The following is a 23,601-nucleotide window of genomic DNA, read 5'->3' on the forward strand; positions in this document are numbered from 1 at the left end:
CCATGAAAATCACCATCGACATCGACTGCACTCCCGAGGAGGCGCGCCACTTCCTGGGCCTTCCCGACGTGAAGCCCATGCAGGACGCCATGATGCAGGAGATCCAGGACCGGATGCAGGCCTCCCTGCTCGCCATGGACCCCGAGACGATGATGAAGACGTGGCTGCCGGCGGGGATTCAGGGCATGGAGCAGCTTCAGAAAATGTTTTGGTCCCAGATGGCCGCCGCCATGGGACAGGATGGACGCAAGTGACCGATCCGAAGCCCTACTTCGAAGCCCATGTTTTCTCCTGCACCAACCGCCGCCCCGACGGACACAAGCGCGGTTCCTGTGCCGCCCGGGGTTCCGAAAAACTCCGCGACTACATGAAGGCCCGCGCCCGCGAGCTGGGTCTGGACGGCCGTGTGCGGATCAACGCCGCCGGTTGCCTGGACCGTTGCGAGCTGGGTCCGGTGCTGGTCATCTATCCGGAGGGCGTCTGGTACACCTACCGCTCCTTCGCCGACGTGGACGCGATCCTGGAGACGCACTTGGTTGGTGGTGACCGCGTGGAACGGCTCATGCTGAAGCCGGAACAAAAAGAACTGCTGCCGGAACAGGTCGGCTGATCGTTCCGGAACCGGCACGATGATACTCGGCACGATGATCCCGACCATCTTCGCCCTCGCCACCGCCCCCGGCCGCGCCGGTGTGGCGGTGGTTCGCGTTTCGGGTCCGGCTTCCGGCGACGCGCTCGCCGCCCTGACCGGCAAGCCGCTTCCCGGACCCCGCATGGCCACGCTCGTCCGGTTGCGCGATCCCAAAACCGGCGAGGCGCTGGACGACGCCCTGGTCCTGCGCTTCACCGCCCCCCGCAGCTTCACCGGTGAGGACGTGGTCGAGTTGCACCTGCATGGCGGGCGCGCCGTGGTGGCCGGCGTGGTGGAGGCGCTGTCCGCCCTGCCCGGCCTACGCGTCGCCGAACCCGGTGAGTTCACCCGCCGCGCCTTCGAGAACGGCAAGCTCGACCTGACCGAGGCCGAGGCGGTCGCCGACCTCGTGGACGCCGAGACCTCTGTCCAGCGCCGTCAGGCCCTGCGCCAGATGGAGGGAGCGCTCGGCAAACTCTACGACGGCTGGCGCGATCGGCTGACCCGGTCGCTCGCCCACATCGAGGCCGACATTGACTTCCCTGATGAGGATTTGCCTTCCGGCGTCTCGGACGCCGCGCGTCCCATACTGAGCACTCTCGCCGGCGAGATCGACGCCCACCTCGATGACCGTGGCCGTGGGGAACGGCTGCGCGAGGGGCTGCACATCGCCATCGTCGGCGCACCGAACGCTGGGAAGTCGAGCCTGCTGAACGCTCTCGCCCGCCGCGAGGCCGCCATCGTCTCGGCCCGCGCCGGCACCACCCGCGACGTGATCGAAGTCCATCTCGACCTTGGCGGCTACCCGGTGGTGCTGGCCGACACGGCGGGCCTGCGGGAGGCGGCCGCCGACGAGGTGGAAGAAGAAGGCATCCGCCGCGCACTCGACCGCGCCGCCCAGGCCGACGTGAAGGTCGCCGTGTTCGATGCCACCGCCCTACCCACACTCGACCCGGCGACCGTCGCCCTGCTCGACAAGGACACGGTGGTCGTCCTGAACAAGACGGACGTCGTCGATGCCGCGGTGCCGGTGGTCGGCGGCTGGGAAGCGGTCGCGGTCTCGGCCCGGACCGGCGCCGGCCTGCCGGAGCTGGAGCGGCGTTTGACGGCGTTTACCGCCGATCGGCTGGCGGGCAGCGGTGCCCCCGCCCTGACCCGTGCCCGCCACCGCTCCGCCCTGGAGGAGTGTCGGGATGCCCTTCGCCGCGCCTTGACCGCTCTATTGCCGGAGCTGATGGCCGAGGATGTGCGTCTGGCGAGCCGCGCCCTTGGTCGCATCACCGGGCGGGTCGATGTCGAAGACCTGCTGGATGTGATCTTCCGGGATTTCTGCATCGGCAAGTGAACTATGGATGTCGTGACAAACGCGCCGTGCCGCTCTGTTTCACGTGAAACACGGGCCGCGCGGCGTCGCGGCGCTTGGCGTCCGGCGCTGACTCGGCTATGGTCCGGCCATGCGAACGTTCGACGTCATTGTTGTCGGCGGAGGCCACGCCGGTTGCGAGGCTGCCGCCGCCGCGGCGCGCATGGGTGCGCGCACCCTGCTGCTCACCCACAAGCTGGACACCATCGGCGAGATGTCCTGCAACCCGGCCATCGGCGGGTTGGCGAAAGGGCATCTGGTGCGCGAGATCGATGCGCTCGACGGCGTCATGGCCCGCGCCATCGACCGCGGCGGCATCCAGTTCCGCATCCTGAACCGCAGCAAGGGTCCCGCCGTCCGCGGCCCACGCGCCCAGGCCGACCGCAAGCTGTACCGGCAGGCGGTGCAGGCGATCCTCGCGGAACAGCCGAACCTGTCCATCGAGGCCGGTGGCGCCGAGGACCTGACCATCGGCGAGGACGGCCGCGTCACGGGTGTGGTGACCGGTTCCGGCGAGACCCTCGCGGCGGGAAGCGTGGTGCTGACCACCGGAACATTCCTGCGCGGGCTGATCCACATCGGCGAGGAAACCACCCCGGCGGGCCGCGTCGGCGAGGCGCCGTCCATTGGTCTGTCGGACACGCTGGCGCGTCTGGGTTTTCCGCTTGGCCGTTTGAAGACCGGCACCCCGCCGCGGCTCGACGGCAAGACCATCGATTGGAACGCTCTGGAGAAGCAGCCGGGCGACACGCCGCCCCCGCCCTTCTCCTATCTGACCGACCGCATCGACACGCCGCAGATCGACTGCGCGATCACTTGGACGACGCCGGAGATGCACGCGCTGATTCGCGGCAACCTCCACCGCGCGCCGATGTACTCCGGCCAAATCCAGAGCACCGGCCCGCGCTACTGCCCGTCCATCGAGGACAAGGTGGTGCGTTTCGCCGACAAGGAGCGCCACCAGATATTCCTGGAGCCGGAGGGGCTGGACGATGACACGGTCTATCCGAACGGCATCTCGACCTCCCTGCCCCGCGATGTCCAGCTCGGCTTTCTGAAGACGATGCCGGGGCTTGAGCGGGCGGTGATGATCCGTCCCGGCTACGCCATCGAATACGACTTCGTAGACCCGCGGGAACTGAAGCCGACATTGGAGACCCGCCGGACTCCCGGTCTGTTCTTCGCCGGCCAGATCAACGGCACCACCGGCTACGAGGAAGCGGCGGCGCAAGGCCTGATGGCCGGCATCAACGCCGCCCTTTTGGCCGGCGGTTCGGCGGAGGGCTTCGTGCTCGACCGCGCCGACGCTTACATCGGGGTTCTGGTCGACGATCTGATCACCCGGGGCACCAACGAGCCCTACCGGATGTTCACCTCGCGCGCCGAGTACCGGCTGATCCTGCGCGCCGACAACGCCGACCAACGACTGACACCGAAGGGGCTGGCCATCGGCTGCGTCGGGTCGGCGCGGCGCGACGCTTTCACGGCGAAGGCCGAGGCGCTGTCCACCGGTCGCACGCTGGTGCGCGCCCTTCAGGCCACCCCGGCGGAGCTGCAACGGCAGGGCATCGCGGTCAATCAGGACGGTGTGCGGCGGACCGCCGCCGACCTGCTGCGCTATCCCGACCTCGACCTCTCCACTCTCGCCCGGCTGTGGCCGGAGCTATCGGCGATCCCTGCCGACGTTGCCGAGCAGTTGGAGATCGACGGGAAATACGCCGGCTATCTCGACCGGCAGGAGGCTGACATCCGTGCCTTCCGCAAGGATGAGGCGCTGGAGCTGCCCGACGATCTCGATCCCGACACCATCGGCAGCCTGTCGGCGGAGATCCGGCAGAAGCTCCGGCAGGCCCGCCCTGCGACTTTGGGGGCAGCGGCCCGCATTCCCGGTATGACCCCGGCGGCGCTGGTATCCCTGCTCCGCCACGTGAAACGGCGCGACGTGAAGGTGGCAGTCTGATGAGCCTGTTCGATGCTGCGGCCTTCCAGGATGAGACCGGTGTTTCACGTGAAACGCTGGACCGCCTCGCCGCCTATGAGGCGACGCTGCGCAAGTGGCAGCCGAAGATCAACCTCGTCGGTCCCTCCACCCTGCCCGACGCCTGGCGCCGTCATTTCCTCGACTCTGCGCAGCTCTACCCGCTGCTGCCCGAAGGCGCTCGGGTGCTGGTCGATCTGGGCAGCGGCGCCGGCTTCCCCGGCTTGATCCTCGCGATCATGGGTGTGCCGGAGGTTCATCTGGTGGAGAGCGACTCCCGCAAATGCGCCTTCCTGCGCGAGGCGGCCCGCGTCGCCGGAGCGTCGGTCACCGTCCACAACAAGCGGATCGAGGCGGTGCCGCCGATTGCCGCCGACGTGGTGACGGCCCGTGCCCTGGCGCCGCTGAACGACCTGCTGACCTGGGCCTATCCCTTCCTCCAGGACCGGGGTGCGGCACTGTTTCCCAAGGGGCAAAATGTGGCGGACGAATTGACCGATACCACCAAATATTGGAAGATGCGGACCGAGCGCTTCGACAGCCGCACCGACCCCACCGGAACCATCCTGCGTGTGAGTGGTATCGCCCGTGTCTAAGACCGCGACCCTGATGCATTCCCGCTCCGACGCTTCCCGCGAGGCTGACATGCCCTCCGCCCTTCCCTCTGCTCGCGTCATATCGATTGCCAACCAGAAAGGCGGCGTGGGCAAGACCACGACCACCATCAATCTGGCAACCGCCCTGGCCGCCATCGGCAAGCGTGTTCTGGTGATCGATCTCGATCCCCAGGGCAACGCCTCCACCGGCCTCGGCATCCCGCGCGCCGACCGGCGTGTCGGCATCTACGACGTGCTGTTCGACGGCATGCCGCTGGAGGACGCCGCGACGGTGTCGACGGTGCCGAACCTGTCGATCATCACCTCCTCCGTCGATCTGTCCGGCGCCGAGGTCGAGCTGGTCACCTCCGAGCGGCGCGAGTTCCGGCTCCGCGAGGCGGTGGACAAGAGCGCGTTGGAATACGACTACGTGCTGATCGACTGCCCACCGGCGCTCGGCCTGCTGACGCTGAACGCGCTGGTCGCTTCCCACGCCGTGATGGTGCCGCTGCAGTGCGAGTTCTACGCGCTGGAGGGGCTCAGCCACCTCGTCCGCACCATCGAGCGGGTGAAGCGCGCCTTCAACCCAGACCTCGATATCCATGGCGTCGTGCTGACCATGTTCGACAAGCGCAACAACCTGTCCGACATGGTGGCCGCCGACGTCCGCGGCTTCTTCGGGGAGAAGGTCTACGACACCGTCATCCCGCGGAACGTGAAGGTCTCGGAGGCGCCGTCGCACGGCAAGCCGGTGCTGATCTACGACATGCGCTGCCCTGGGTCGCAGGCATACATTCATTTGGCCGGCGAGGTGCTGCGCCGTGAGAAGAGGCTGAGCGCGTGATGGAGGATACCAAACGTTCGGACGGCGGTGCCCGCCGCGCCAGCCTAGGTCGGGGCCTGTCCGCCCTGTTCGGCGAGGCGGCGGAGGACTATTCCGCGCTCGACAAGGTGCGCCAGTCCAAGCAGGTGCCCATCGAGTTCATCCATCCCGGCAAGTACCAGCCGCGCCGCACCTTCGACGACGAGGCGCTGCAGGGGCTGGTCGAGTCGATCCGCGACAAGGGCATCCTCCAGCCCCTGCTCGTCCGCCGAGATCCGGAGACGACCAACTCCTATGAGCTGATCGCCGGCGAACGCCGCTGGCGGGCCGCGCAGATCGCCGGCCTGCACGAAGTGCCGGTCGTCATCCGCGAGCTGTCGGATCGTGAAGCGCTGGAAATCGCGCTGATCGAGAACATCCAGCGCCAGGACCTGACGCCGCTCGAAGAGGCCGAGGGTTATAAGCGCCTGATGGAGGAGTTCGAACACACGCAGGAGGATCTGGCGCGCTCGGTCGGCAAGAGCCGCAGCCACGTCGCCAACATGATGCGCCTGCTCGCCCTGCCCGATCCGGTCAAGGGCATGGTGCAGGAGGGGGCACTCAGCGCCGGTCACGCCCGCGCCCTGCTCACCTCCTCCGATCCGGTGTCGGTGGCGCGCGAGGTGGTCAAGCGTGGGCTGAACGTCCGCCAGACCGAAGACCTGATGCGCGGCAGTGCGCCGGTCAAGACCAAGAAGGCTGGCGGACGTGGCGGTGCCGCCACCGACCCGACGCTCAAGGACGTCGATCTGGTGAATCTGGAGGAGGAGATCTCGGCCCGCATCGGGCTGAAGGTCGCCATCACGCCCCAGGGCAAGGGCGGCTCCATCACCATTCATTACCAGACGCTGGACCAGCTCGACGACGTGCTGCGCCGGCTTGGTGGTGAGTAGGAAGTCGCGGAACCAAACTGTCACTTTAGTGAAACGGCACTAACATGATCTCCCCCTAAACAGGGTCGTCCGGCCGCAGCGACGTGGCCGGAGCCGACACAGAGGGGGAAATCATGAAGCCTATCCACGGCCTGTGCCTTGCCGGCCTTACCGCGGCACTGATTGCGGGGCCGGCTCTTGCGGACCAGAAATTCCCGGCGGAATTGGCCGGGCACGGCGTCATCGACGCGGCGACCTTTGTGACGCCGCCCGCCGACGCGCCGGACCTCTTCCGCACCTCCGGCAAGTTCACCGCTGCCGACCGCAAGCGCGTCGACCAGCCCCGCAGCATCGACGGCACATCCTTCCTGTCGGCACCCGGCGCGGCGCGCGGCACCGGCATGGCACTGCCCTTCGAGGGCCAGCCGGTCCAGGGCTTCTCCGGGATCAAGGCGCTGGGCGGCGGCAGCTTCCTGGTGCTGACCGACAACGGCTTCGGCAGCAAGGGCAACTCCGCCGACGCCATGCTGACGGTGCACAGGCTGACCATCGATTGGAAGACCGGCGCGGCGGCGGTGGCCGAGACGCTGTTCCTGCGCGATCCCGACCGCAAGGTGCCCTTCCCCATCGTTACCGAGGCGACCAAGGAACGCTACCTGACGGGTGCCGACTTCGACGTCGAGAGCGTGCAGATCATCGGCGACCGGATGTATTTCGGCGACGAGTTCGGCCCCTACATCCTGGTGACCGACCGGACCGGCACGCTGCTGTCCCTGCATGAGAGCACGGTGGACGGCAAGCCCGTGCGCTCCCCCGACCATTACGCGGTGTCCACCCCGGCTGTGCCGGGCGCCGTCGGCTTCGAGGTGCGGCGCTCGCGTGGCTTCGAAGGGATGGCCGCGTCGAAGGACGGCCGGTTCCTCTACCCGCTGTTCGAAGGGCCGTTGTTCAACGCCCAGCTTGGGACGGGTGGTGCCTGGGAGACCAAGGACGGGCGGGAGTATCTGCGCATCGCCGAGTTCGACGTCGCCAAGGGCGACTTCACGGGCCGCAGCTTCAAATACCTTCTGGAGGCCAACGGCAACAACATCGGCGACTTCAACATGATCGACGCCACCACCGGCTTGATCATTGAGCGCGACAACGGCGAGGGCAACCCGGCCCAGGGCTGCACCGGCCAACCCACCCCGGATTGCTTCAACGTCCCGGCGAAGTTCAAGCGTGTCTACAAAATCGACTTCGCCCAAGCCGACGCGGAGGGCTTCGTGAAGAAGGTGGGCTATGTCGACCTGATGGACATCGACGATCCGAAGGGCGTCGCCCGGCTCGGCGGCGACAAGGGCACGTTCACCTTCCCCTTCGTGACCATCGAGAATGTCGATGTGGTGGACGCCGAGCACATCGTCGTCGGCAACGACAACAACCTCCCCTACTCGTCGGGCCGTGCGCTGGGCAAGCAGGACCACAACGAGCTGATCCTGCTGCGCGTGCCGCAGTTCCTGGCTGCCAAATAAGGGGCCGCAAAATAAGGAAGAGCGTCAGCGCCGCGCCAGCGAGGCGAGCTGGAAGAGGACGCGGGCGCAGAGCGTCTGGTCAGGCATGTTGGTGCGCTTGCAATCCGCCTCGGCCTCGACCAGCCGCTCCAGCGCCTGACGGACCAGCGGCGCCGGCCAGCGGCGGGCTTGACCGGTCAGCCGCGGCTTCATCTTGAAGAACACCGGCGGGCGCAGCGCTTCCACCGCGGCGTCCGCCGACTTGCCCGCCGCCACCTGCCCGGCGACCAGCTGCAGCCGCTGGAAATGACGCTGGGCGGCGCGCAGGATCGGCACCGGGGACATGCCCTCGGCGAACAGCCGGGCCAGCGAGCGGTCGAGCGTCGCGAAGTCGCCCTCCGCCGCCGCCCAGATCGGCTCGTCGAGCGACAGGGCCGCGCTGTCACCGACGCAGGCCTGGGCATCCTCCAGTCGGACACGCGTCTCCGTGCCCATGTAGAGCGCCAGCTTCTCCATCTCGCCGCGCGCCACCATGCGGTCGCCGACCAGGTTACCGGCAAGGAAGGTCAGGGCGTCGGGGTCGGCGGTCAGGCCATGGCCGTGCAGGATGTCGGCGATGACCCGGCCGAGCGCCGCCTCCTCCTCCACATAGCAGGGAATGGCGACGGCGCCGTCGGCCCCTTCGAACAGGGTGCGCAGCTTCGACCGGTTGCCGAGATCGCCGGCTTCGACGATGACGAGGCTGTCGCCGGGCGGAAGTGCAGCCAGGAAGGCAGTGAAGGCGGCGGCGACGTTGTCCTCCGCCTCGCGCACGCGGATCAGGCGGCGGCCTCCGGTGAAGGACAGGGCGGCGGCCTCGTCGGCCAGACGCGCGGGGTCGTCGGCGACGGCGCGGCCCAGCATCTCGGTGACCCGGAAAGGGTCTGACAGGTCGGCGACCACGGTGCGGCCCAGCCCCATGGCGCGGTCGCGCACCAGACCGGTGTCCGGGCCGTAGAGCAGGACCGCGCGGATCTTGGGATCGGGGCTGCGCAGGAAGCCGTCGATCGCCCGGGCTTGCAGCTTCACGAAGACACCGTCGGTGGCGGAGGACCGGCCTCCGGTTGTCCAGTGTGGATCAGAGCTTGCGGCCGAGCTGGGCGGCCACGCGGGTGGTGATCTCGTTGGAGATTTCCAGAATCGCGCGGTCGTAGGCGTTCTCGACCGTGACCAGGGCGCCGTACTGCTGCTCCAGCACGTTGTAGCTGATGTAGGAGCGCGCGTTGGCCTGGAACAGGATCGCGCCCGTTGCCGCGTCGATGAGCTGGTAAGGGGCGTTCACGACGAGCTGGGCGCGGGTGGCGGTCGCGTCCTTCTGAAGGGACAGCTTCTGCTCCGACGCGGTCAGCACGGTCTCCAACCGGTAGCGCGGGGCGGCGGGGCGGCCATCGGCGTAGAAGCGGTCGATCAGGAGATTGCGCAGCTTCTGGCCATAACGGTCCTTGATGCCGCCGATCTCGACCTGCTGGAGCTCGGCGGTGCCGATGCTGTTCGCCCCGAGGTTTCCATACATGGGCTGGAAACCGCAGGCCGCCGTGGCAAGCACCGCCGGCGCGAGCAGGGCGAGAGCCAGAAGCCCCCGCCGCCGGACGCCGGCTTTGCCGTTGTGGCTATTGTCGTTATGAAGGTCAGACGACGACATTGATCACCCGGTTCGGGACGACGATGACCTTGCGCACCGGCTTGCCCTCCAGGGCGCGCTGGACGTTTGGATCGGCCAGGGCGGCCTGCTCCGCGGCATCCTTCGCCATGTCGCGCGGCAGCTCCAGCGTCGCGCGCAGCTTGCCGTTGACCTGCACCGCCATGGTAACCGAGTCCTCGACCACTAGGGCGGCGTCGGCCTGCGGCCAGGGCTGGTTGACCAGCAGCGTGGCATGGCCGAGCTGCGCCCACAGCTCCTCGGCGAGATGGGGCATCATCGGGGCGATCAGGCGGACGGTGGCCTCGAAGCCTTCGCGCAGGACCCAGGCTTCGCCTTCGCCCGCGCCGTCCAGCTCGGCCAGGGCGTTGGACAGCTCGCGCACGCGGGCCACCGCCTTGTTGAAGCGGAACTTCTCCAGGTCTTCCGAGATGCCGGCGATGGCCTTGTGGACCAGACGGCGGGTGGCCTCGGCCTTGGCACTGAAGGCGTCCGGCTTCGGCGTCCCGGCGGGCGGCAGAGCGACCGGTGATTCCGTCACCATCCGCCACAGGCGGTTGATGTAGCGCCAAGCGCCGTCGATGCCGGCTTCGGTCCATTCCAGGTCGCGTTCCGGCGGGCTGTCGGACAGCATGAACAGGCGGGCGGCGTCGGCGCCGTAGGTGCCGATGATGTGCGCCGGATCCACCACGTTCTTCTTGGACTTCGACATCTTCTCGACGCGGCCGACCGTCACCGGGCCGTCGTTGTCGTTGCGGATGTAGTCGCCGAGATCGTTCCTGCGGATGTCGGTCGGGGCCAGCCAGGCGCCGGTGCCGGTGTCCTTGTAGGTCTCATGGTTGACCATGCCCTGGGTGAAGAGGCCGGCGAAGGGCTCCTCCACGTTCAGGTAGCCGCACTGCTTCATCGCCCGCGTCCAGAAGCGGGAATAGAGCAGGTGCAGCACGGCATGCTCGATGCCGCCGATGTACTGGTCCACGGACAGCCAGTAGTCCACCGCCTCGCGCGTGAAGGCGACGTCCTCGGCTTTGGGCGAGCAGAAGCGGGCGAAATACCAGCTCGACTCGATGAAGGTGTCGAAGGTGTCCGTCTCGCGCACCGCCGGCTTGCCGCAGCTCGGGCAGCTCGTGTGCTTCCACGTCGGGTGGTGGTCCAGCGGGTTGCCGGGCTTGTCGAAGGTCACGTCGTCCGGCAGAACGACCGGCAGATCCTGCTGCGGAACCGGGACGATGCCGCAGCTCTCGCAGTGGATGACCGGGATCGGGCAGCCCCAGTAACGCTGGCGGGAAACGCCCCAGTCGCGCAGGCGGTACTGGGTGGTGCGCTCGCCCTGCCCCTGCTCCTCCAGCCGCTTGCCGACCTCCTGCTTGGCCGGCTCGACCTCCAGCCCGTCGAGGAAGCGCGAATTGCGCAGCAGGCCGGGACCGGTATAGGCCTCGTCGCCGACCGTGAAGGCAGCGGGATCGGCGTCCGCCGGAACGACCACCGGCGTGACCGGCAGGCCGTACTTGCGGGCGAAGTCCAGGTCGCGCTGGTCATGGGCCGGGCAGCCGAAGATGGCGCCCGTGCCGTATTCCATCAGCACGAAGTTGGCGACGTAGACCGGCAGTTCCCAGGACGGGTCGAAGGGATGCACCACCCGCAGCCCAGTGTCGAAGCCGCGCTTCTCGGCGGTTTCGATCGCTTCCTCGCTGGTGCCCAGACGGTTGCACTCGGCGATGAACTCGGCCAGCGCGGGGTTGCCGGCGGCCAGTTCGGCGGCCAGCGGATGGTTGGCCGAGATCGCCGCGAAGGAGGCGCCGAACAGCGTGTCGGGCCGGGTCGTGAAGACCTCCAGCTTGTCCGTCCGCCCGACGAGGTCGAAGCGGAAGCGCACGCCGGTGGACTTGCCGATCCAGTTCTCCTGCATCAGGCGCACGCGCTCCGGCCAGCGGTCCAGCGTGTCCAGCCCCTTCAGCAGCTCGTCGGCGTAGGCGGTGATCTTGAGGAACCACTGCGACAGCTTGCGCTTCTCGACCAGCGCCCCGGTGCGCCAGCCGCGGCCGTCGATCACCTGCTCGTTGGCGAGGACCGTGTTGTCGACCGGGTCCCAGTTGACCCAGGACTCCTTGCGGTAGGCCAGGCCTTCCTTGAGGAAATCCAGAAACATCTTCTGCTCGTGGCGGTAATACTCCACGTCGCAGGTGGCGAGCTCGCGGTCCCAGTCGATGGACAGGCCCATCGTCTTCAGCTGGGCGCGCATGGCCGCGATGTTCTCGCGCGTCCATTTGGCCGGATGGGTCTTCTTCTCCAGCGCGGCGTTCTCCGCCGGCAGGCCGAAGGCGTCCCAGCCCATCGGGTGCAGCACGTTGAAGCCGCGGGCGCGCTTGTAGCGCGCGATCACATCGCCGATGGTGTAGTTGCGGACATGCCCCATATGGATGCGCCCCGACGGGTAGGGGAACATCTCCAGCACGTAATACTTCTCACGGGAAGCGTCCTCGCGCGCGGTGAAGCAGCCCTGCCGCTCCCACTCGCCCTGCCACTTCGCTTCGGTTTCCTTGACATTGTAACGCGACATGACCGCAGACGCCGTTCCGTGAGTTTCGTGGATCTAGACAAATAAGGCGCCGACGGCGGGGCAACAGGCGGCGGACCGATGCCTGCCCCCTACCCCGCCCGGCGCCCCCGTTCAGCGTGCCGCGGCCTGCTGGGCGACGCGGATCTGGCGGGCGCGGGTCAGCACCGCGTCCTCCAGCGTCGTCGCCGTCTCCGGCCCGACCGCGCTGTCGCGCCAGTCCGACCCGGCGCGCTGCTGCTTGAACACCGACACCCGCACGCCGTCGGCGCGGAGCTGGCGATCCATGATGTACAGGTTGACCTTGAAGCGCTCGTTCGGGGTGTCCGGCGGGGTGTACCAGTCGGTCAGGATGACGCCGCCGAACGGGTCGGCGGAGACGATCGGCATGAAGGACAGCGTGTCCAGCGAGGCGCGCCACAGGAAGCTGTTGACGCCGATGCCGTTGGGATCGCCCTGCTCGGCACCGTTGCGCTTGTTCTTGCCGAACAGGCTGAAGCCGCCGTCGGTGCCGAGAAGGCTGCCGAACTTGTATTCCTTCTTGATCTGCTCATCGACGGTTTCCGTCTGGCCGCCCCAGCTGGAGCAGCCGGCCACGGCGAGCGACGCCGCGAGCACGACGGGGGCAAGGCGAAGGACACGGGAACGGCGCATGGTCGGAACCTGGATCAATAAATTCGGGGTACCGCGCACGATACCGCGGCGGATGCCGGTGAAAAGACCATAAAAGCCCGCCCGCGGCAACAGCCGATGCGGGGCGCAGCCTGTGCCTTTGCTGTGTCCGGGGCGATGCCGGAGCCCTGCGGACGGGATGGCGCGGGCGGCGGAATTCCAACGGCGGCGCACAATGAAGGTGTGTTCCGTCGGACACACTGTTCCTTCATTGCTGCAACTTTTCGATTTCCGGCTTGCTGGAGTCCCCGCATCTGCGTACCACAGAGCCAGCCAGGACGTTAACCGGGCTGAAAATTCTGCTGCCAGGATGGAGGCAACAATCATGAACCGTTATCTGCTCGCGGGCTGCGCCGCTGCCGCTCTGGCTCTGGGTGCCGGCGCTGCCAACGCTCAGGCCAAGTTTGAAGTCAAGGTCGGCGGCGACGCCTACTTCGAAGGCGGCTACGTCAACGAAGACCGCGACCAGGGCGCCCGTTCGGTTGACTTCCGCAACCGCTTCCGCGTCATCGTGACCCCGACCGCCAAGGCCGACAACGGTCTGGAGTACGGTGGCCGCATCCGTATGCGCGCCAACTCGGGTGCCAACAACGCCCGCACGATGGACGCCGACCGCGGCTACATCTTCGCGCAGGGCGCGTTCGGTCAGGTCCAGATGGGCGTGACCAACTCCTTCAACGACGCCACCTACGTCACCGCTCCGCAGGATTACCTGCAGCTCGGCATCTATGACGGCGTCGCCGCCTGGATCGGCCAGACCTCCGACATCGGTGGCGGCCTCGCCGGTCTGAACGGCTCGATGCTGAGCCAGTCGCTGGTCGTCGAGAACAACGCGACCAAGATCGTGTACTTCTCGCCGCGCTTCGCCGGCCTGCAGGTGGGCGCCAGCTACACCCCGCGCAACGACGACTCGCACGCCTCGGTCAACCGCGCTGACCTGACCCCGGTCACCGCCACCGGCCGCGGCTTCTCGACCACGTTCGAGGATCTGGTCGAAGTCGGCGCCAACTACAGCAACACCTTCGGCGGCGTTTCGCTGAAGGCCAGCGCTGGCTACTACTGGGGTTCCGCTGCCGGCACGACCACGGTCGGCGCCAGCGTCGAGGACCTGAACGCCTGGCAGGTCGGTGCCCAGCTTGGCTACGCCGGCTTCTCGCTCGGCGGTTCGTACACCGACTTCGGTGAGTCGGGCCAGATCCAGACCGCGACCTCGGACAACGAGAAGAGCCGCCTCTGGGTTGTCGGCGCTCAGTACACCGCTGGCCCGATCGTCGTCGGCGCCAACTACAAGAGCGGCAAGGACGCCGGCAGCCTCTACACCGCTGGCGACCGCACCCTGGAAGTCATCGAAGTGGGCGCCGGCTACACCGTCGCTCCGGGCCTGACCCTGCAGGCTCAGTATGACTACTTCAAGGCCGAGAGCGACCTGAGCACGGCCGCTGCGGACCTGGACAACGACGGTCACGTCGTCCTGCTCCGTACGGTCCTGGCGTTCTAATCTGCGGTCATCCGTGGATGGAGAAGGGCGGTGGCTTCGGCCACCGCCCTTTTTCTTTGCCCATTTTCCTTGCCTGTCACGCTGCCCTTGCCTGTCGCGCTACGCCTTTTCCGTGCGCTTTCGCCCGCCGGTTCGCCGTCCGCCCTGGTGCTTTTTGGTGCGTAAAGTTTGTTCATCGCGCCCAAAATCTGGACAAGCAATGTGCTATATTTACGGCATACGGGAAAAACCATTATACTCCAAACACTTATAACTGTGTCGGAATAGCAACTGTGTTACAGTTGCACCGTTGCCCCTGTCGAATCGCTCTTGTCGGGTGAGCGAACGGGTGGCTTAGTAATTGATGGGAAGCACAACCGCACGGCTCCAGTCTTCTTGGGAGCCTGCTAGAAGGATGGACCATCAATGAAGCGTTCTCTTGTTACGGGCTGCGCAGCCATCGCGATCATCGCCTGCAGCGGCATGGCTTCCGCCCAGACCAAGTTCGAGGTCAAGGTCGGCGGTGACGCTTTCTTCCAGGGCGCCTATGTCGAACAGGACCGTGATGAAGGCACCCGCTCGACGGAGTTCGCCAACCGCTTCCGCGTGACCGTCACGCCGGTCGCCACGGCCGACAACGGTCTGGAGTATGGCGGCCGCGTCCGCATGCGCGCCGCCAACGGCGCCGGCAATGTCCGCACGATGGACTCCGACCGCGCCTTCATCTTCGTGAACAGCGGCTTCGGCACCCTGCAGGCCGGCACGATCAACGGCCTGTCCGACGAGTTCGGCATCATCGGCCCGAACGTCGAGGGCATCGCCGGCGGTCCGGACAACAACACGGTGGAGTTCCTCACCGGTTCGCAGACCTACTCGCTGCTGCCGACCACCACCAACAACTTCCGCGCCTTCGCCTCGGGTGACGTCGGCACCAAGGTCATCTACCTGACCCCGACCATCGCCGGTTTCCAGGGCGGCGTCTCCTACACCCCGCGCACGGGCGACTCGCACACCTCGATCAACCGTCGTCAGGACAACGGCGGCTTCCAGGACGTCGTCGAGGCCGGCGGCACCTACACCAACGAGTTCGGCGGCTTCAGCGTCGCGGCCAGCGCCTTCTACCAGTTCGGCGATGCGGTCGATGACGGCGTTGGCGTCGGCGCCACCCGCTTCGAGAGGCTCAGCTCGGTCCATGCCGGCCTGAACGTCGGCTACGGCGACTTCAAGATCGGCGGCAGCTACGCCTACAGCGGCGACAGCGGCTACGACAAGTCGCTGACCGTGAAGGAGAAGCAGGACATCTGGATCGTCGGCGCCCAGTACGCCACCGGCCCGTTCATCCTGGCCGCCAACTACTCGCAGTCGCGTTCGAACGGCACCAGCCCGAACACCGGCTTCGTGGCCCCGGTCAAGGCCGAGCTGTATCAGGCCGGCGTGACCTACACCATCGCGCCCGGCCTGACCACGGGCCTGGAGTACAGCTACCTCGACCTCGACTCGAAGATGACGACGCTCGACAACGGCGGCATCAACCCGGACGACCGCGCGCACATCATCATGATCGACACCCGCCTGGCCTTCTGATCGGCCTTGCGGCAGCTCTGACAAAAACGGCGGCGGATACCCATCCGCCGCCGTTTTCTTTGGTGCCGGGCCTTGCTTTCCGGTGACCCTTACTTCTTGGTCGCTGGCGCCGCTTCGGTCTCGCAGAGCAGCAGGATCGCCGCGTCCTCCATCGGGGTCCAGACGGCCAGCAGGCGCTGCTTGGCCTTTTCCGCCGTGTAGGCGGTGGTTCCCGCATCGCGGATGGAACGGACCTTCACTTCGCCCAGCTTCCAGCCAGCCTTGCGGAAGCCGCCGAGGGTGGATTCGAGAATCTGGTCACGGCGGGCGTCGTCGTCCTTCTTGAACTCCCAACCATAATTTTCCTGCTTGGTGCAGCGCCGGTTGAGGTCGGCGGCGGCGGCGCCCAAGAATTCCTTGTAGGTGCCGTCGTCCTGCAGCGGGAACGGTCGCACGGCGAAGGGCGCCTGGGCGATGGCCGACCCCGCCGCCGTCTTGGGAGCTTCCTTGCCGGCGGCGGGCTTGCCGCCATTCTGGCTTCCGGCGTTTGGGTTCCCGGTGCCTTGGGCAAGGGCGTTGCCGGCCGTGAACGGCGCGGCCCCCAGAATCAGCGCCGACAGGATCAGGGGACGCATCCAACCACGCATGCCTTGTTCTCCTCGGGGTGCTTGCGTTTCGTCGGTCCGTCCGTTACCACGCCCTCCGGTTCCTGTACAGGCAGGCGCCATAAAAGGGGGAGGACCGGCATGTCCGCTTCGCACACCGACACACCAGACGCCACCGTCACAGCCCGGCTCGAGGCCGTCCGCCGCTCCATCCAGGACGGCTGCGCCGCCGGCGGGCGCGCTCCCGGCGCGGTGACGCTGGTCGCCGTTTCCAAGACCCACCCGGTCGAGGCGGTGGAGGAGGCCCTGGCCGCCGGCCAGCGCGTTTTCGGCGAGAACCGCGTGCAGGAGGCCAAGGCGAAGTTCCCCGCACTGCGCGAGCGCTTTCCGGACCTGGAACTGCACCTGATCGGCCCGCTCCAGACCAACAAGGTCAAGGACGCGGTGGCCCTGTTCGACGTGATCCAGACAGTGGACCGGCCCAAGCTGGCCGAGGCCCTGGCCGAGGAGATGGCGCGCAGCGGGCGCCGCCCGCGCTGCCTGATCGAGGTCAACACCGGCGAGGAGCCGCAGAAGGCGGGCATTCCCCCGGCGGAGCTGGACGCCTTTCTGGCCGCCTGCCGCGACAGCTGGAACCTGCCGGTGACCGGCCTGATGTGCATCCCGCCGGTGGACGAGGAGCCGGCGATGCACTTCGCCCTGCTCGCCGACATGGCGCGCCGCGCCGGCCTGCCCGAGGTCAGCATGGGGATGAGCGGCGATTACGAGACGGCGATCCGCTTCGGCGCCACCCATGTGCGGGTCGGCACGGCGATCTTCGGCGCCCGCCCCACCCCCGCCGCCGGATAGCGCCGCCTATTCCGCCGGGTCCGCCACGGTCAGTGCGGTGCCCGGCGCGCAATCCTTGAGAAGCCGCAGCAGGTCCGGCAGGGGCAGCGCGACGCAGCCCGCCGTCGGCGCCCGGTCGGGCCGCGCCACATGCATGAACACGGCGCTGCCCAGACCCGGCACCACCGGATCGTCGTTGTGTCCCATCACCACGATGACGTCGTAGACATGGTCGTCGCGCCACAGCTCCTCGTGGCTGGCGGCGTAGGGGCGCTTGACCGGATGGTTGTAGGCGGGATCCGCAGGGTCGTCGCACCAGCCGTCGTCTGGCGCAATGGGCGATGCCGGCAAGCCCGTCTCGGGCCGCTCCAGACGGTCGTCGCGCCACAGCACGCGGCGCAGCGCGAAGCGGCCGACCGGGGTGGCGCCGTCGCCCTCCCGCTTGTCGGAGCGGATGCCGCCGCGGCCGAGAACGCAGCGGAACGAGCCGCCGGGCCAGTCAAGACGGCCATCGGACGGCGGGTCCGCAAGACGAACCGTGATCTCCATCGCCCTTCCCTCGCCCGTTTCCGGCCTGTCCGTTTCCGCCCTGTCCGTTTCTGGGGTCATTGCGCTCAGCCCGACACCCGCAAGCTGGGCGCCGGGGTCTGCGCGGCCCGCCGGCCCTGCTCGTACTTGGCCAGATTGCGCATCATCGTCTCAGACAGCATGTCCGGCGTCACGGGTGCAAAGGCATTGCTGTTGGCCGCCGCCGGGGCGGCGTTCGCCTGCGCCGGCGTGTTCGTTGGCACATTCGCCGCCCCGGTACCGGCCACGGCGTCCGGTTGGGCCGCCGCCGGCGCCTCCGCGGGTTTGCGGAAGCCGGAGGGAGCCGCGGTGGCGGCGAAGCCGATGGTGGAGGGGTGCGGCTTGGCGGCGTATTTGGCCATCAAGCTGTTCGCCAGCGGGGTGTCGCGCGCCGGCATCCGCGAGGGGTGCGGCGTGTCCGTCAGGCCATCGCGCCCGGACCCGCCCTCCGCCGCCCCCACCCCATGAGGCGGCGCTGCGGGCCGCTTGGCGTCCGGCAGCTCCGCCGTGACGGTGCGGGCCGGCTGGGCGGCCGGCGCCGCAGCGGCCATGGCCGGTGCCGAGGTGCCGGCGGCGGAGTCCGGCAGGGTGGCGACCGCGGTGGCTCCGGCGGTGCCGGCGGGCGGATGGCCGGCAGCGGCGTCCCCGTCGAAGCCGAGCGAGGCCATGATCTGCCCGCCGATGTCCTTGCCCTGGGCCTGTTCCACCACCGCGTTGGCGATGGACGCCATGCCGCCCAGCGGGCCGCCGAACAGAATGCCGCCGATGACCTTGGACGACGGCCTGATGGTGTCGCCGGTGATCTCCCGGTAAACGGTGTTGACGATGGGGATGTGCTGGAGCGGGTTGATGATGTCCAGGAAGTCGCCGAAGGACATCTCGGCCTCGGCCTCGTACCGGTCGGGGCTGTCCCGGCTCTCCATGACCGTCAGGGCGGGCGTCGCTTGGCCCGGCGACCGCTCGCGCTGCATCGGCCGCGAAGCGGCGGCTGCGTCGATGGTGGTGGCGTCGATGGCCATGGGCGGTCTCCCGTCGCGGTGTCCAGCCCTGTCCTAAGCAACCGGTGTGCCAGTTCCCTGGGCTGGAATCCCGTCGTCTCGGGCGCTTTCGGCATGGGTCCGGACGGCGACCCGGCAAGAGCTGCCGGGCAAGGGGCGTTTCCTGCCCCCTGAAGAATCGATTCTCAGGAGATGTGGTCTCAGAACATATGCCCGCTGCGCTCCGCCTTGGTGCGCAGATAGCCTTCGTTGTGGCCGTTGGACGGGAAGATATGGGGAACGCGCTCGACCACCTCGATCCCGCAGCGAGCGAGCTGGCGCAGCTTCTCCGGGTTGTTGGTCATCAGCCGCACGGCGGTGAAGCCCAACTGCCGCAGCATCTCCGCCGCCGGCAGATAGACCCGCTCGTCCGCCTCGAAGCCGAGAATCTCGTTGGCGTCCACCGTGTCGAAGCCGCGGTCCTGGATGCGGTAGGCGCGCAGCTTGTTGACGAGGCCGATCCCCCGCCCCTCCTGCGCCAGATAGAGCAGGACGCCGCTGCCCTGCCGGGCGATCTCGGCGATGGCGCCGCGCAGCTGCTGGCCGCAGTCGCAGCGCAAGCTGCCCAGCAGGTCGCCGGTGAAGCATTCCGAATGCAGGCGGGCCAGCACCGGCTCGCCCGCGACCGGGTTGCCGACGATGATCGCCAGATGCTCCGGCCCGCCGTCGATGGGGCGGAAGGCGGCGATGCTGGTGTTCTCGGCGCCGGACAGCGGGACGCGGGCCTCGGCCACCCGGCGCAGCGTGCGCACCACATGGACACGGTAGTCGGCGATGTCGCGGGCGCGGACCAGCAGCAGGTCGTGCTTCGCCGCCCATTCCCCGGCGCTGCCGGTGTGGCCGGTGGCCGTGTGTTCAGTAGCGGGGGCGACGATGGCTGCCGGCAGCAGACGCGCCAGCCGGGCAAGGTCCACCGCCGCCGTTTCCCGCGACCCGGGGTCCATGGCCGTGGCGGTCAGGCCCTCCGGCATCGCCCCGTCCGGGCGGTGTTCGGGGTCGGCCAGCGCGTGGGCCTCGTCCGCGGTCAGGCAGCGGGGAAGCGACAGGGCGACGACGCCCGTCCCCTCACCCATCAGCTTCAGCACCGTGGCGCGGCGGCGGGTGACCGCCAGGACCGGCGCGGCGCCGGTCAGCTGCACCAGCCGCTGCACGGCGTCGATCGCCACGGATTCCACCGACACCGCGGCGCCGACGCTGCCGTCGGCGGTCTCGATGGCGACGGCCTCGCCCCGGCGCAGGGCGGCCGTGGCCCGGTCCACCGCGCGCATGGCGGCTTCGTCCATGGGCAGGACGGCTTCGGGCGGGGCGGAGTCGGAAGGGGCGTCGGCGTACATAACGGAGGCTTCGCGTGCTGCGCCCCGAAGGGCGAAAGATCCCGACATGGGTCGGAGAGCGCGGGAAGCAAAGCGCAGGTGGCGCACCCCTGTCCAGCAAATCCCGCGCGCCACACCGTTGCCGACGGCGCAACGATGCTGGAAACCGCCGCCGGTGCGGGCAAAGCCGGGTTGTGCCATGCTCAGGCCTTTCCGATAAGTCTAGGGCAATCCCGCGCGGGCCATGATAAGTTCCGCGCCCGGAGCCACCGGTGAACGCCCCCGAATGACGCTTGCGAAACGCATCCTTCTGATCGACGACGACACCGCCCTCCGGCAGTCCCTCGCCGAGCAGCTCCAGCTTCTGGAGGAATTCGAGACGGTGGAGGCCGGAGACGGCGCCTCGGCCCTGGCCGTGGCGCGGGAGGGCGGTTTCGCCGCCATCCTGCTCGACGTCGGGCTGCCGGACATGGACGGGCGCGACCTGTGCCGCCTGCTGCGGCGCGAGGGGGTGCGCTGCCCGGTCATCATGCTGACCGCGGCGGCCTCCGACGCCGACACCATCCTCGGGCTCGATTCCGGGGCCAGCGACTACGTCACCAAGCCCTTCCGCATGGGGGTGCTGCTGGCCCGGCTGCGCGCCCAGCTCCGCGTCCACGAACAGAGCGAGGACGCCGTCTTCGCCATCGGCCCCTACAGCTTCCGCCCGGCGGGCAAGCTGCTCCTCGCCGATGGCGGCGCCCGCAAGATCCGCCTGACCGAGAAGGAAACGGCGATCCTGAAATACCTGTACCGGGCCGACGGCGCGGTGATCGGGCGCGAGACCCTGCTGGGTGAGGTGTGGGGCTACAACGCCGGGGTCACCACCCACACGCTGGAAACCCACGTCTACCGCCTGCGCCAGAAGATCGAGCGTGACCCGTCCAACGCCGAGATCCTGGTGACGGAGCCCGGCGGCTACCGTCTGGTGCCCTGATCCCCGGTCAGGCGACCGCCGGCCTGCCGCGGCGCGGAACCATCCTCATCCCTGCCCATTGAAAAGATTGATTTCCGGGCCGCCGCGGCACGGACCCCCGTCGGGCAAGGAGATGACGTCTTGGTAGCCATCGTCGATCACGGCAGACCGGCAAGGGCCATCCATCCCTTGCACGCGGTGCTGCTTGCCGCCTCCCTTCCGCTGTTCCTGGGGGGCCTGCTCTGCGACATCGCCTATTCCAGGAGCTTCGAGATCCAGTGGAGCAACTTCGCCGCCTGGCTGATCGCCGGCGGCATGGTCTTCGCCGGTTTCTCGCTCCTCTGGGCCTTCATCGACCTGTTCCGCGCCGGCCGGCGCCGCGGCCGCGGGCTCGTCTACTTCGTCCTGCTGCTCGTCACCGTCGCGCTCGGCCTCGTCAACGCCTTCGTGCACGCGCGGGACGCCTGGGGAATCATGCCGGAGGGCCTGATCCTGTCGGCGGCCGTCGCCGTGACCGCCCTCCTGGCGACTTGGTTCGGCTTCTCCAGCTTCGGCATGAGCCGTCCGATGGGAGAGACGCGATGAAACGCTTCAGCCTGCTGGCCGCCGCCGCGCTCGTCGCCCTGCTGACCGCCTGCGACGACAACAACCCGTCGCAGCCCGTGTACGGCGCCAACCCGCCGCTGCCGGAGCAGCAGCACGGTCTGCTGCCCAGCATGAAGATCGCCAACCCCGCCTCCTGGGGGGACCGGAAACCGACCGTGCCGGAGGGCTTCACCGTCACGGCGATCGCCACCGACCTCGGCATTCCGCGCCAGACCCTCGTCCTTCCCAACGGCGACATCCTGGTCGCCGAAGGCCGGGGCGGCTCGGCCCCGCCGCTGCGGCCCAAGGACTTCATCGCCGGCATCATCAAGGCCAAGGGCACAACCTCGGTCCCCAGCGGCAACCGCATCACCCTGCTGCGCGACGCCGACGGCGATGGGCAATACGAGGAGCGCACGGTCTTCGCCGACCATCTGAACGCGCCCTACGGGCTGGCGTTCGTGAACGGCCAGATCTACGTCGCGAACCAGGACGCGCTGGTGCGCTTCCCCTACCGCGAGGGCCAGACCCGCGCCGAGGGGCCGCCGGAGAAGGTCACCGACCTGCCCTCCTACATCAACCATCACTGGACCAAGTCGCTAGCGGCCAGCCCGGACGGGCGGTTCCTCTATGTCGGCATCGGCTCCAACAGCAACATCACGGAACGCGGGATGCCCGCCGAGGCCGACCGCGCGATGGTCTGGGAGATCGACGCGCGGACGGGCGCGCACCGGCCCTACGCCACGGGCTTGCGCAACCCCACCGCGCTGGCCATCCAGCCGGGAACGGGCACACTGTGGGCGGTGGTCAACGAGCGCGACGAGCTTGGCCCCAACCTCGTCCCCGATTACCTGACCTCGGTCCGTGAAGGCGGCTTCTACGGCTGGCCCTTCAGCTATTGGGGCCAGAACGTCGACCCGCGCGCCCAGCCGCAGAAGCCCGAGATGGTCGCCGCGGCGATCAAGCCGGACTACAGCCTGGGATCGCACGTCGCGGCCCTCGGCGTGGCCTTCTCCTCGCCGGTGATGGGCGAGCGCTTCGCCGACGGCGTGTTCGTCGGCGAACATGGCAGTTGGAACCGCAGCGTGCCCAGCGGCTACAAGGTGATCTTCGTCCCCTTCCGCGACGGCGCACCCTCCGGCGATCCGGTCGAGGTGGTGACCGGCTTCATGGGCGAGGACGGCCACACCTACGGCCGGCCGGTCGGCGTCACCGTGGACCCCAAGGGCGCGCTGATCGTCGCCGACGACCTGTCGAACACCGTCTGGCGCGTCGCGGTGACCGATCGCTCGCCCAGTGCCCAGGCACCGGCGGATATGGGCAGCGCGACGTCCGATGGGAACGGATCGTCCAATTGAAACTGGGAACGCCGCGTCAGGGCCGCTTGCCGAGCGGTCCTGACCGGTCCGAGATGGTGACGGCGACCGGATAGCCCATCCAGCGCTGGCGCTTGTTCTCCAGGGCCGCGCCGCCGCGGGCCGGCCCGGCCAGACGCCCGCCGCCCCACAGGCCGCGGCCGCGCGGCACCACGGGCAGCAGGCGGATCTTGCGCCCGACGATGGCCAGCCGGCGCCGCCAATGGGCGACCAGCTTGGGCGAGGTGCCCACCCGCCGCGCGATCTCATGATCGGCCAGCAGGGCGCTGTTGGGGTCCTGCAACAAGTCGAGGATGGCGCGGCGCTTGTCCAGGCTGGTGTGGCGGCTGTGCTTGCGCTCCAGCGCCTTGCCGAGGTCCCAGAGCTTTTCCGCGGTCTCGCGGGCGAGGCCGCGCCAGCGGTCGGCCTCCTCCCTCTGGCGCTCCATGTCGCCGTTGCTCTTTTCAAGCTGCCGCTTCAGCCCGGCGATCTCCAGTTCCAGGTCGCGCACCTGACGGCGCAAGCCTTGGACGAGCTGGTCGGGCGGCGGCGGACGATCGGGCGGCTGTCTCTTATACACATCTGACGCTGCCGACGATTATACGCGAGTGTAG

The 23,601-nt window shown here is 68.4% G+C and carries 23 protein-coding genes; 14 read left to right on the forward strand and 9 right to left on the reverse strand.

What is annotated here, in order from left to right:
* Positions 1-2: 2 nt before the first annotated feature.
* The 8 genes from Q4I23_RS15370 (at position 3) to Q4I23_RS15405 (ending at position 7,816) form a co-directional block, all read left to right on the forward strand.
* Positions 3-254 carry a DUF6489 family protein gene (locus Q4I23_RS15370; RefSeq protein WP_014238933.1) on the forward strand — a complete coding sequence of 84 codons (252 nt, stop codon included), beginning with the start codon at positions 3-5 and terminating at the stop codon, positions 252-254.
* Positions 251-610, forward strand: a complete 360-nt coding sequence (locus Q4I23_RS15375; RefSeq protein ID WP_237904559.1) for a (2Fe-2S) ferredoxin domain-containing protein — start codon at positions 251-253, stop codon at positions 608-610. Before Q4I23_RS15370 ends, Q4I23_RS15375 begins: the two co-directional genes overlap by 4 nt.
* A gap of 34 nt (positions 611-644) precedes the next feature.
* Positions 645-1,976: a tRNA uridine-5-carboxymethylaminomethyl(34) synthesis GTPase MnmE gene (gene mnmE / locus Q4I23_RS15380; RefSeq protein ID WP_498526784.1), complete on the forward strand. Its 1,332-nt coding sequence runs from the start codon at positions 645-647 to the stop codon at positions 1,974-1,976.
* A gap of 109 nt (positions 1,977-2,085) precedes the next feature.
* Positions 2,086-3,954, forward strand: a complete 1,869-nt coding sequence (gene mnmG, locus Q4I23_RS15385) for a tRNA uridine-5-carboxymethylaminomethyl(34) synthesis enzyme MnmG (RefSeq protein ID WP_498526773.1) — start codon at positions 2,086-2,088, stop codon at positions 3,952-3,954.
* Positions 3,954-4,568, forward strand: coding sequence for a 16S rRNA (guanine(527)-N(7))-methyltransferase RsmG (rsmG, locus tag Q4I23_RS15390; protein ID WP_498526774.1), 615 nt, complete (start codon positions 3,954-3,956; stop codon positions 4,566-4,568). The genes mnmG and rsmG overlap by 1 nt, the downstream gene beginning before the upstream one ends.
* Before the next feature lie 49 nt (positions 4,569-4,617).
* On the forward strand, positions 4,618-5,412 hold the full coding sequence (locus Q4I23_RS15395) for a ParA family protein (protein ID WP_094301379.1): 795 nt from the start codon (positions 4,618-4,620) through the stop codon (positions 5,410-5,412).
* A complete protein-coding gene (locus Q4I23_RS15400) occupies positions 5,412-6,323 on the forward strand; it encodes a ParB/RepB/Spo0J family partition protein (protein WP_014238939.1) in 912 nt (303 codons plus the stop codon). Before Q4I23_RS15395 ends, Q4I23_RS15400 begins: the two co-directional genes overlap by 1 nt.
* Positions 6,324-6,436: 113 nt before the next feature.
* The gene (locus Q4I23_RS15405) at positions 6,437-7,816 is read left to right on the forward strand and encodes an esterase-like activity of phytase family protein (protein ID WP_498526775.1); all 1,380 of its coding nucleotides are present in this window, start codon (positions 6,437-6,439) and stop codon (positions 7,814-7,816) included.
* Between the two features lie 24 nt (positions 7,817-7,840).
* On the opposite strand, the gene holA is transcribed toward Q4I23_RS15405, so the two are convergent.
* The 4 genes from holA to Q4I23_RS15425 form a co-directional block, all read right to left on the reverse strand.
* On the reverse strand, positions 7,841-8,863 hold the full coding sequence (gene holA, locus Q4I23_RS15410; RefSeq protein ID WP_454020281.1) for a DNA polymerase III subunit delta: 1,023 nt from the start codon (positions 8,861-8,863) through the stop codon (positions 7,841-7,843).
* A 49-nt stretch (positions 8,864-8,912) separates the two neighbouring features.
* Complete coding sequence (gene lptE, locus Q4I23_RS15415) at positions 8,913-9,476, reverse strand: LPS assembly lipoprotein LptE (RefSeq protein WP_498526776.1); 564 nt, start codon at positions 9,474-9,476, stop codon at positions 8,913-8,915.
* Entirely contained in the window at positions 9,463-12,033 is a 2,571-nt protein-coding gene (gene leuS, locus Q4I23_RS15420; protein WP_498526777.1) for a leucine--tRNA ligase, read from the reverse strand. Before leuS ends, lptE begins: the two co-directional genes overlap by 14 nt.
* A gap of 111 nt (positions 12,034-12,144) precedes the next feature.
* A complete protein-coding gene (locus tag Q4I23_RS15425) occupies positions 12,145-12,684 on the reverse strand; it encodes a DUF3576 domain-containing protein (protein ID WP_014238944.1) in 540 nt (179 codons plus the stop codon).
* Between the two features lie 343 nt (positions 12,685-13,027).
* Between Q4I23_RS15425 and Q4I23_RS15430 the strand changes: the two genes are divergently transcribed.
* Both Q4I23_RS15430 and Q4I23_RS15435 read left to right on the forward strand, forming a co-directional pair.
* Positions 13,028-14,200, forward strand: a complete 1,173-nt coding sequence (locus tag Q4I23_RS15430) for a porin (protein ID WP_454020284.1) — start codon at positions 13,028-13,030, stop codon at positions 14,198-14,200.
* Positions 14,201-14,605: 405 nt separating this feature from the next.
* Positions 14,606-15,763, forward strand: a complete 1,158-nt coding sequence (locus Q4I23_RS15435) for a porin (RefSeq protein WP_498526778.1) — start codon at positions 14,606-14,608, stop codon at positions 15,761-15,763.
* 89 nt (positions 15,764-15,852) lie between these two features.
* Here the strand turns inward: Q4I23_RS15435 and Q4I23_RS15440 are convergent, their stop codons facing one another.
* On the reverse strand, positions 15,853-16,389 hold the full coding sequence (locus Q4I23_RS15440) for a hypothetical protein (RefSeq protein ID WP_454020285.1): 537 nt from the start codon (positions 16,387-16,389) through the stop codon (positions 15,853-15,855).
* A 99-nt stretch (positions 16,390-16,488) separates the two neighbouring features.
* Between Q4I23_RS15440 and Q4I23_RS15445 the strand changes: the two genes are divergently transcribed.
* Positions 16,489-17,196, forward strand: coding sequence for a YggS family pyridoxal phosphate-dependent enzyme (locus Q4I23_RS15445; RefSeq protein ID WP_498526779.1), 708 nt, complete (start codon positions 16,489-16,491; stop codon positions 17,194-17,196).
* A 6-nt stretch (positions 17,197-17,202) separates the two neighbouring features.
* Here Q4I23_RS15445 and Q4I23_RS15450 read toward each other — a convergent pair whose 3' ends face one another.
* The 3 genes from Q4I23_RS15450 to ribA form a co-directional block, all read right to left on the reverse strand.
* Positions 17,203-17,724 carry a L,D-transpeptidase family protein gene (locus Q4I23_RS15450; protein ID WP_237904546.1) on the reverse strand — a complete coding sequence of 174 codons (522 nt, stop codon included), beginning with the start codon at positions 17,722-17,724 and terminating at the stop codon, positions 17,203-17,205.
* 65 nt (positions 17,725-17,789) lie between these two features.
* Positions 17,790-18,761 (reverse strand): hypothetical protein, encoded by a 972-nt coding sequence (locus Q4I23_RS15455; protein ID WP_498526780.1) that lies wholly within the window; start codon positions 18,759-18,761, stop codon positions 17,790-17,792.
* A gap of 179 nt (positions 18,762-18,940) precedes the next feature.
* Positions 18,941-20,113, reverse strand: coding sequence for a GTP cyclohydrolase II (ribA, locus tag Q4I23_RS15460; RefSeq protein ID WP_454020289.1), 1,173 nt, complete (start codon positions 20,111-20,113; stop codon positions 18,941-18,943).
* 265 nt (positions 20,114-20,378) lie between these two features.
* Between ribA and Q4I23_RS15465 the strand changes: the two genes are divergently transcribed.
* The 3 genes from Q4I23_RS15465 (at position 20,379) to Q4I23_RS15475 (ending at position 22,990) form a co-directional block, all read left to right on the forward strand.
* Positions 20,379-21,068 carry a response regulator transcription factor gene (locus tag Q4I23_RS15465; protein WP_498526781.1) on the forward strand — a complete coding sequence of 230 codons (690 nt, stop codon included), beginning with the start codon at positions 20,379-20,381 and terminating at the stop codon, positions 21,066-21,068.
* A gap of 120 nt (positions 21,069-21,188) precedes the next feature.
* Positions 21,189-21,632, forward strand: coding sequence for a DUF2231 domain-containing protein (locus tag Q4I23_RS15470; RefSeq protein WP_454020290.1), 444 nt, complete (start codon positions 21,189-21,191; stop codon positions 21,630-21,632).
* Positions 21,629-22,990, forward strand: a complete 1,362-nt coding sequence (locus Q4I23_RS15475; protein WP_498526782.1) for a PQQ-dependent sugar dehydrogenase — start codon at positions 21,629-21,631, stop codon at positions 22,988-22,990. The genes Q4I23_RS15470 and Q4I23_RS15475 overlap by 4 nt, the downstream gene beginning before the upstream one ends.
* Positions 22,991-23,006: 16 nt before the next feature.
* Here Q4I23_RS15475 and Q4I23_RS15480 read toward each other — a convergent pair whose 3' ends face one another.
* Positions 23,007-23,567: a hypothetical protein gene (locus Q4I23_RS15480; RefSeq protein WP_498526783.1), complete on the reverse strand. Its 561-nt coding sequence runs from the start codon at positions 23,565-23,567 to the stop codon at positions 23,007-23,009.
* Positions 23,568-23,601: the final 34 nt, after the last annotated feature.

Source organism: Azospirillum sp. UFLA03-27, from assembly GCF_059803775.1.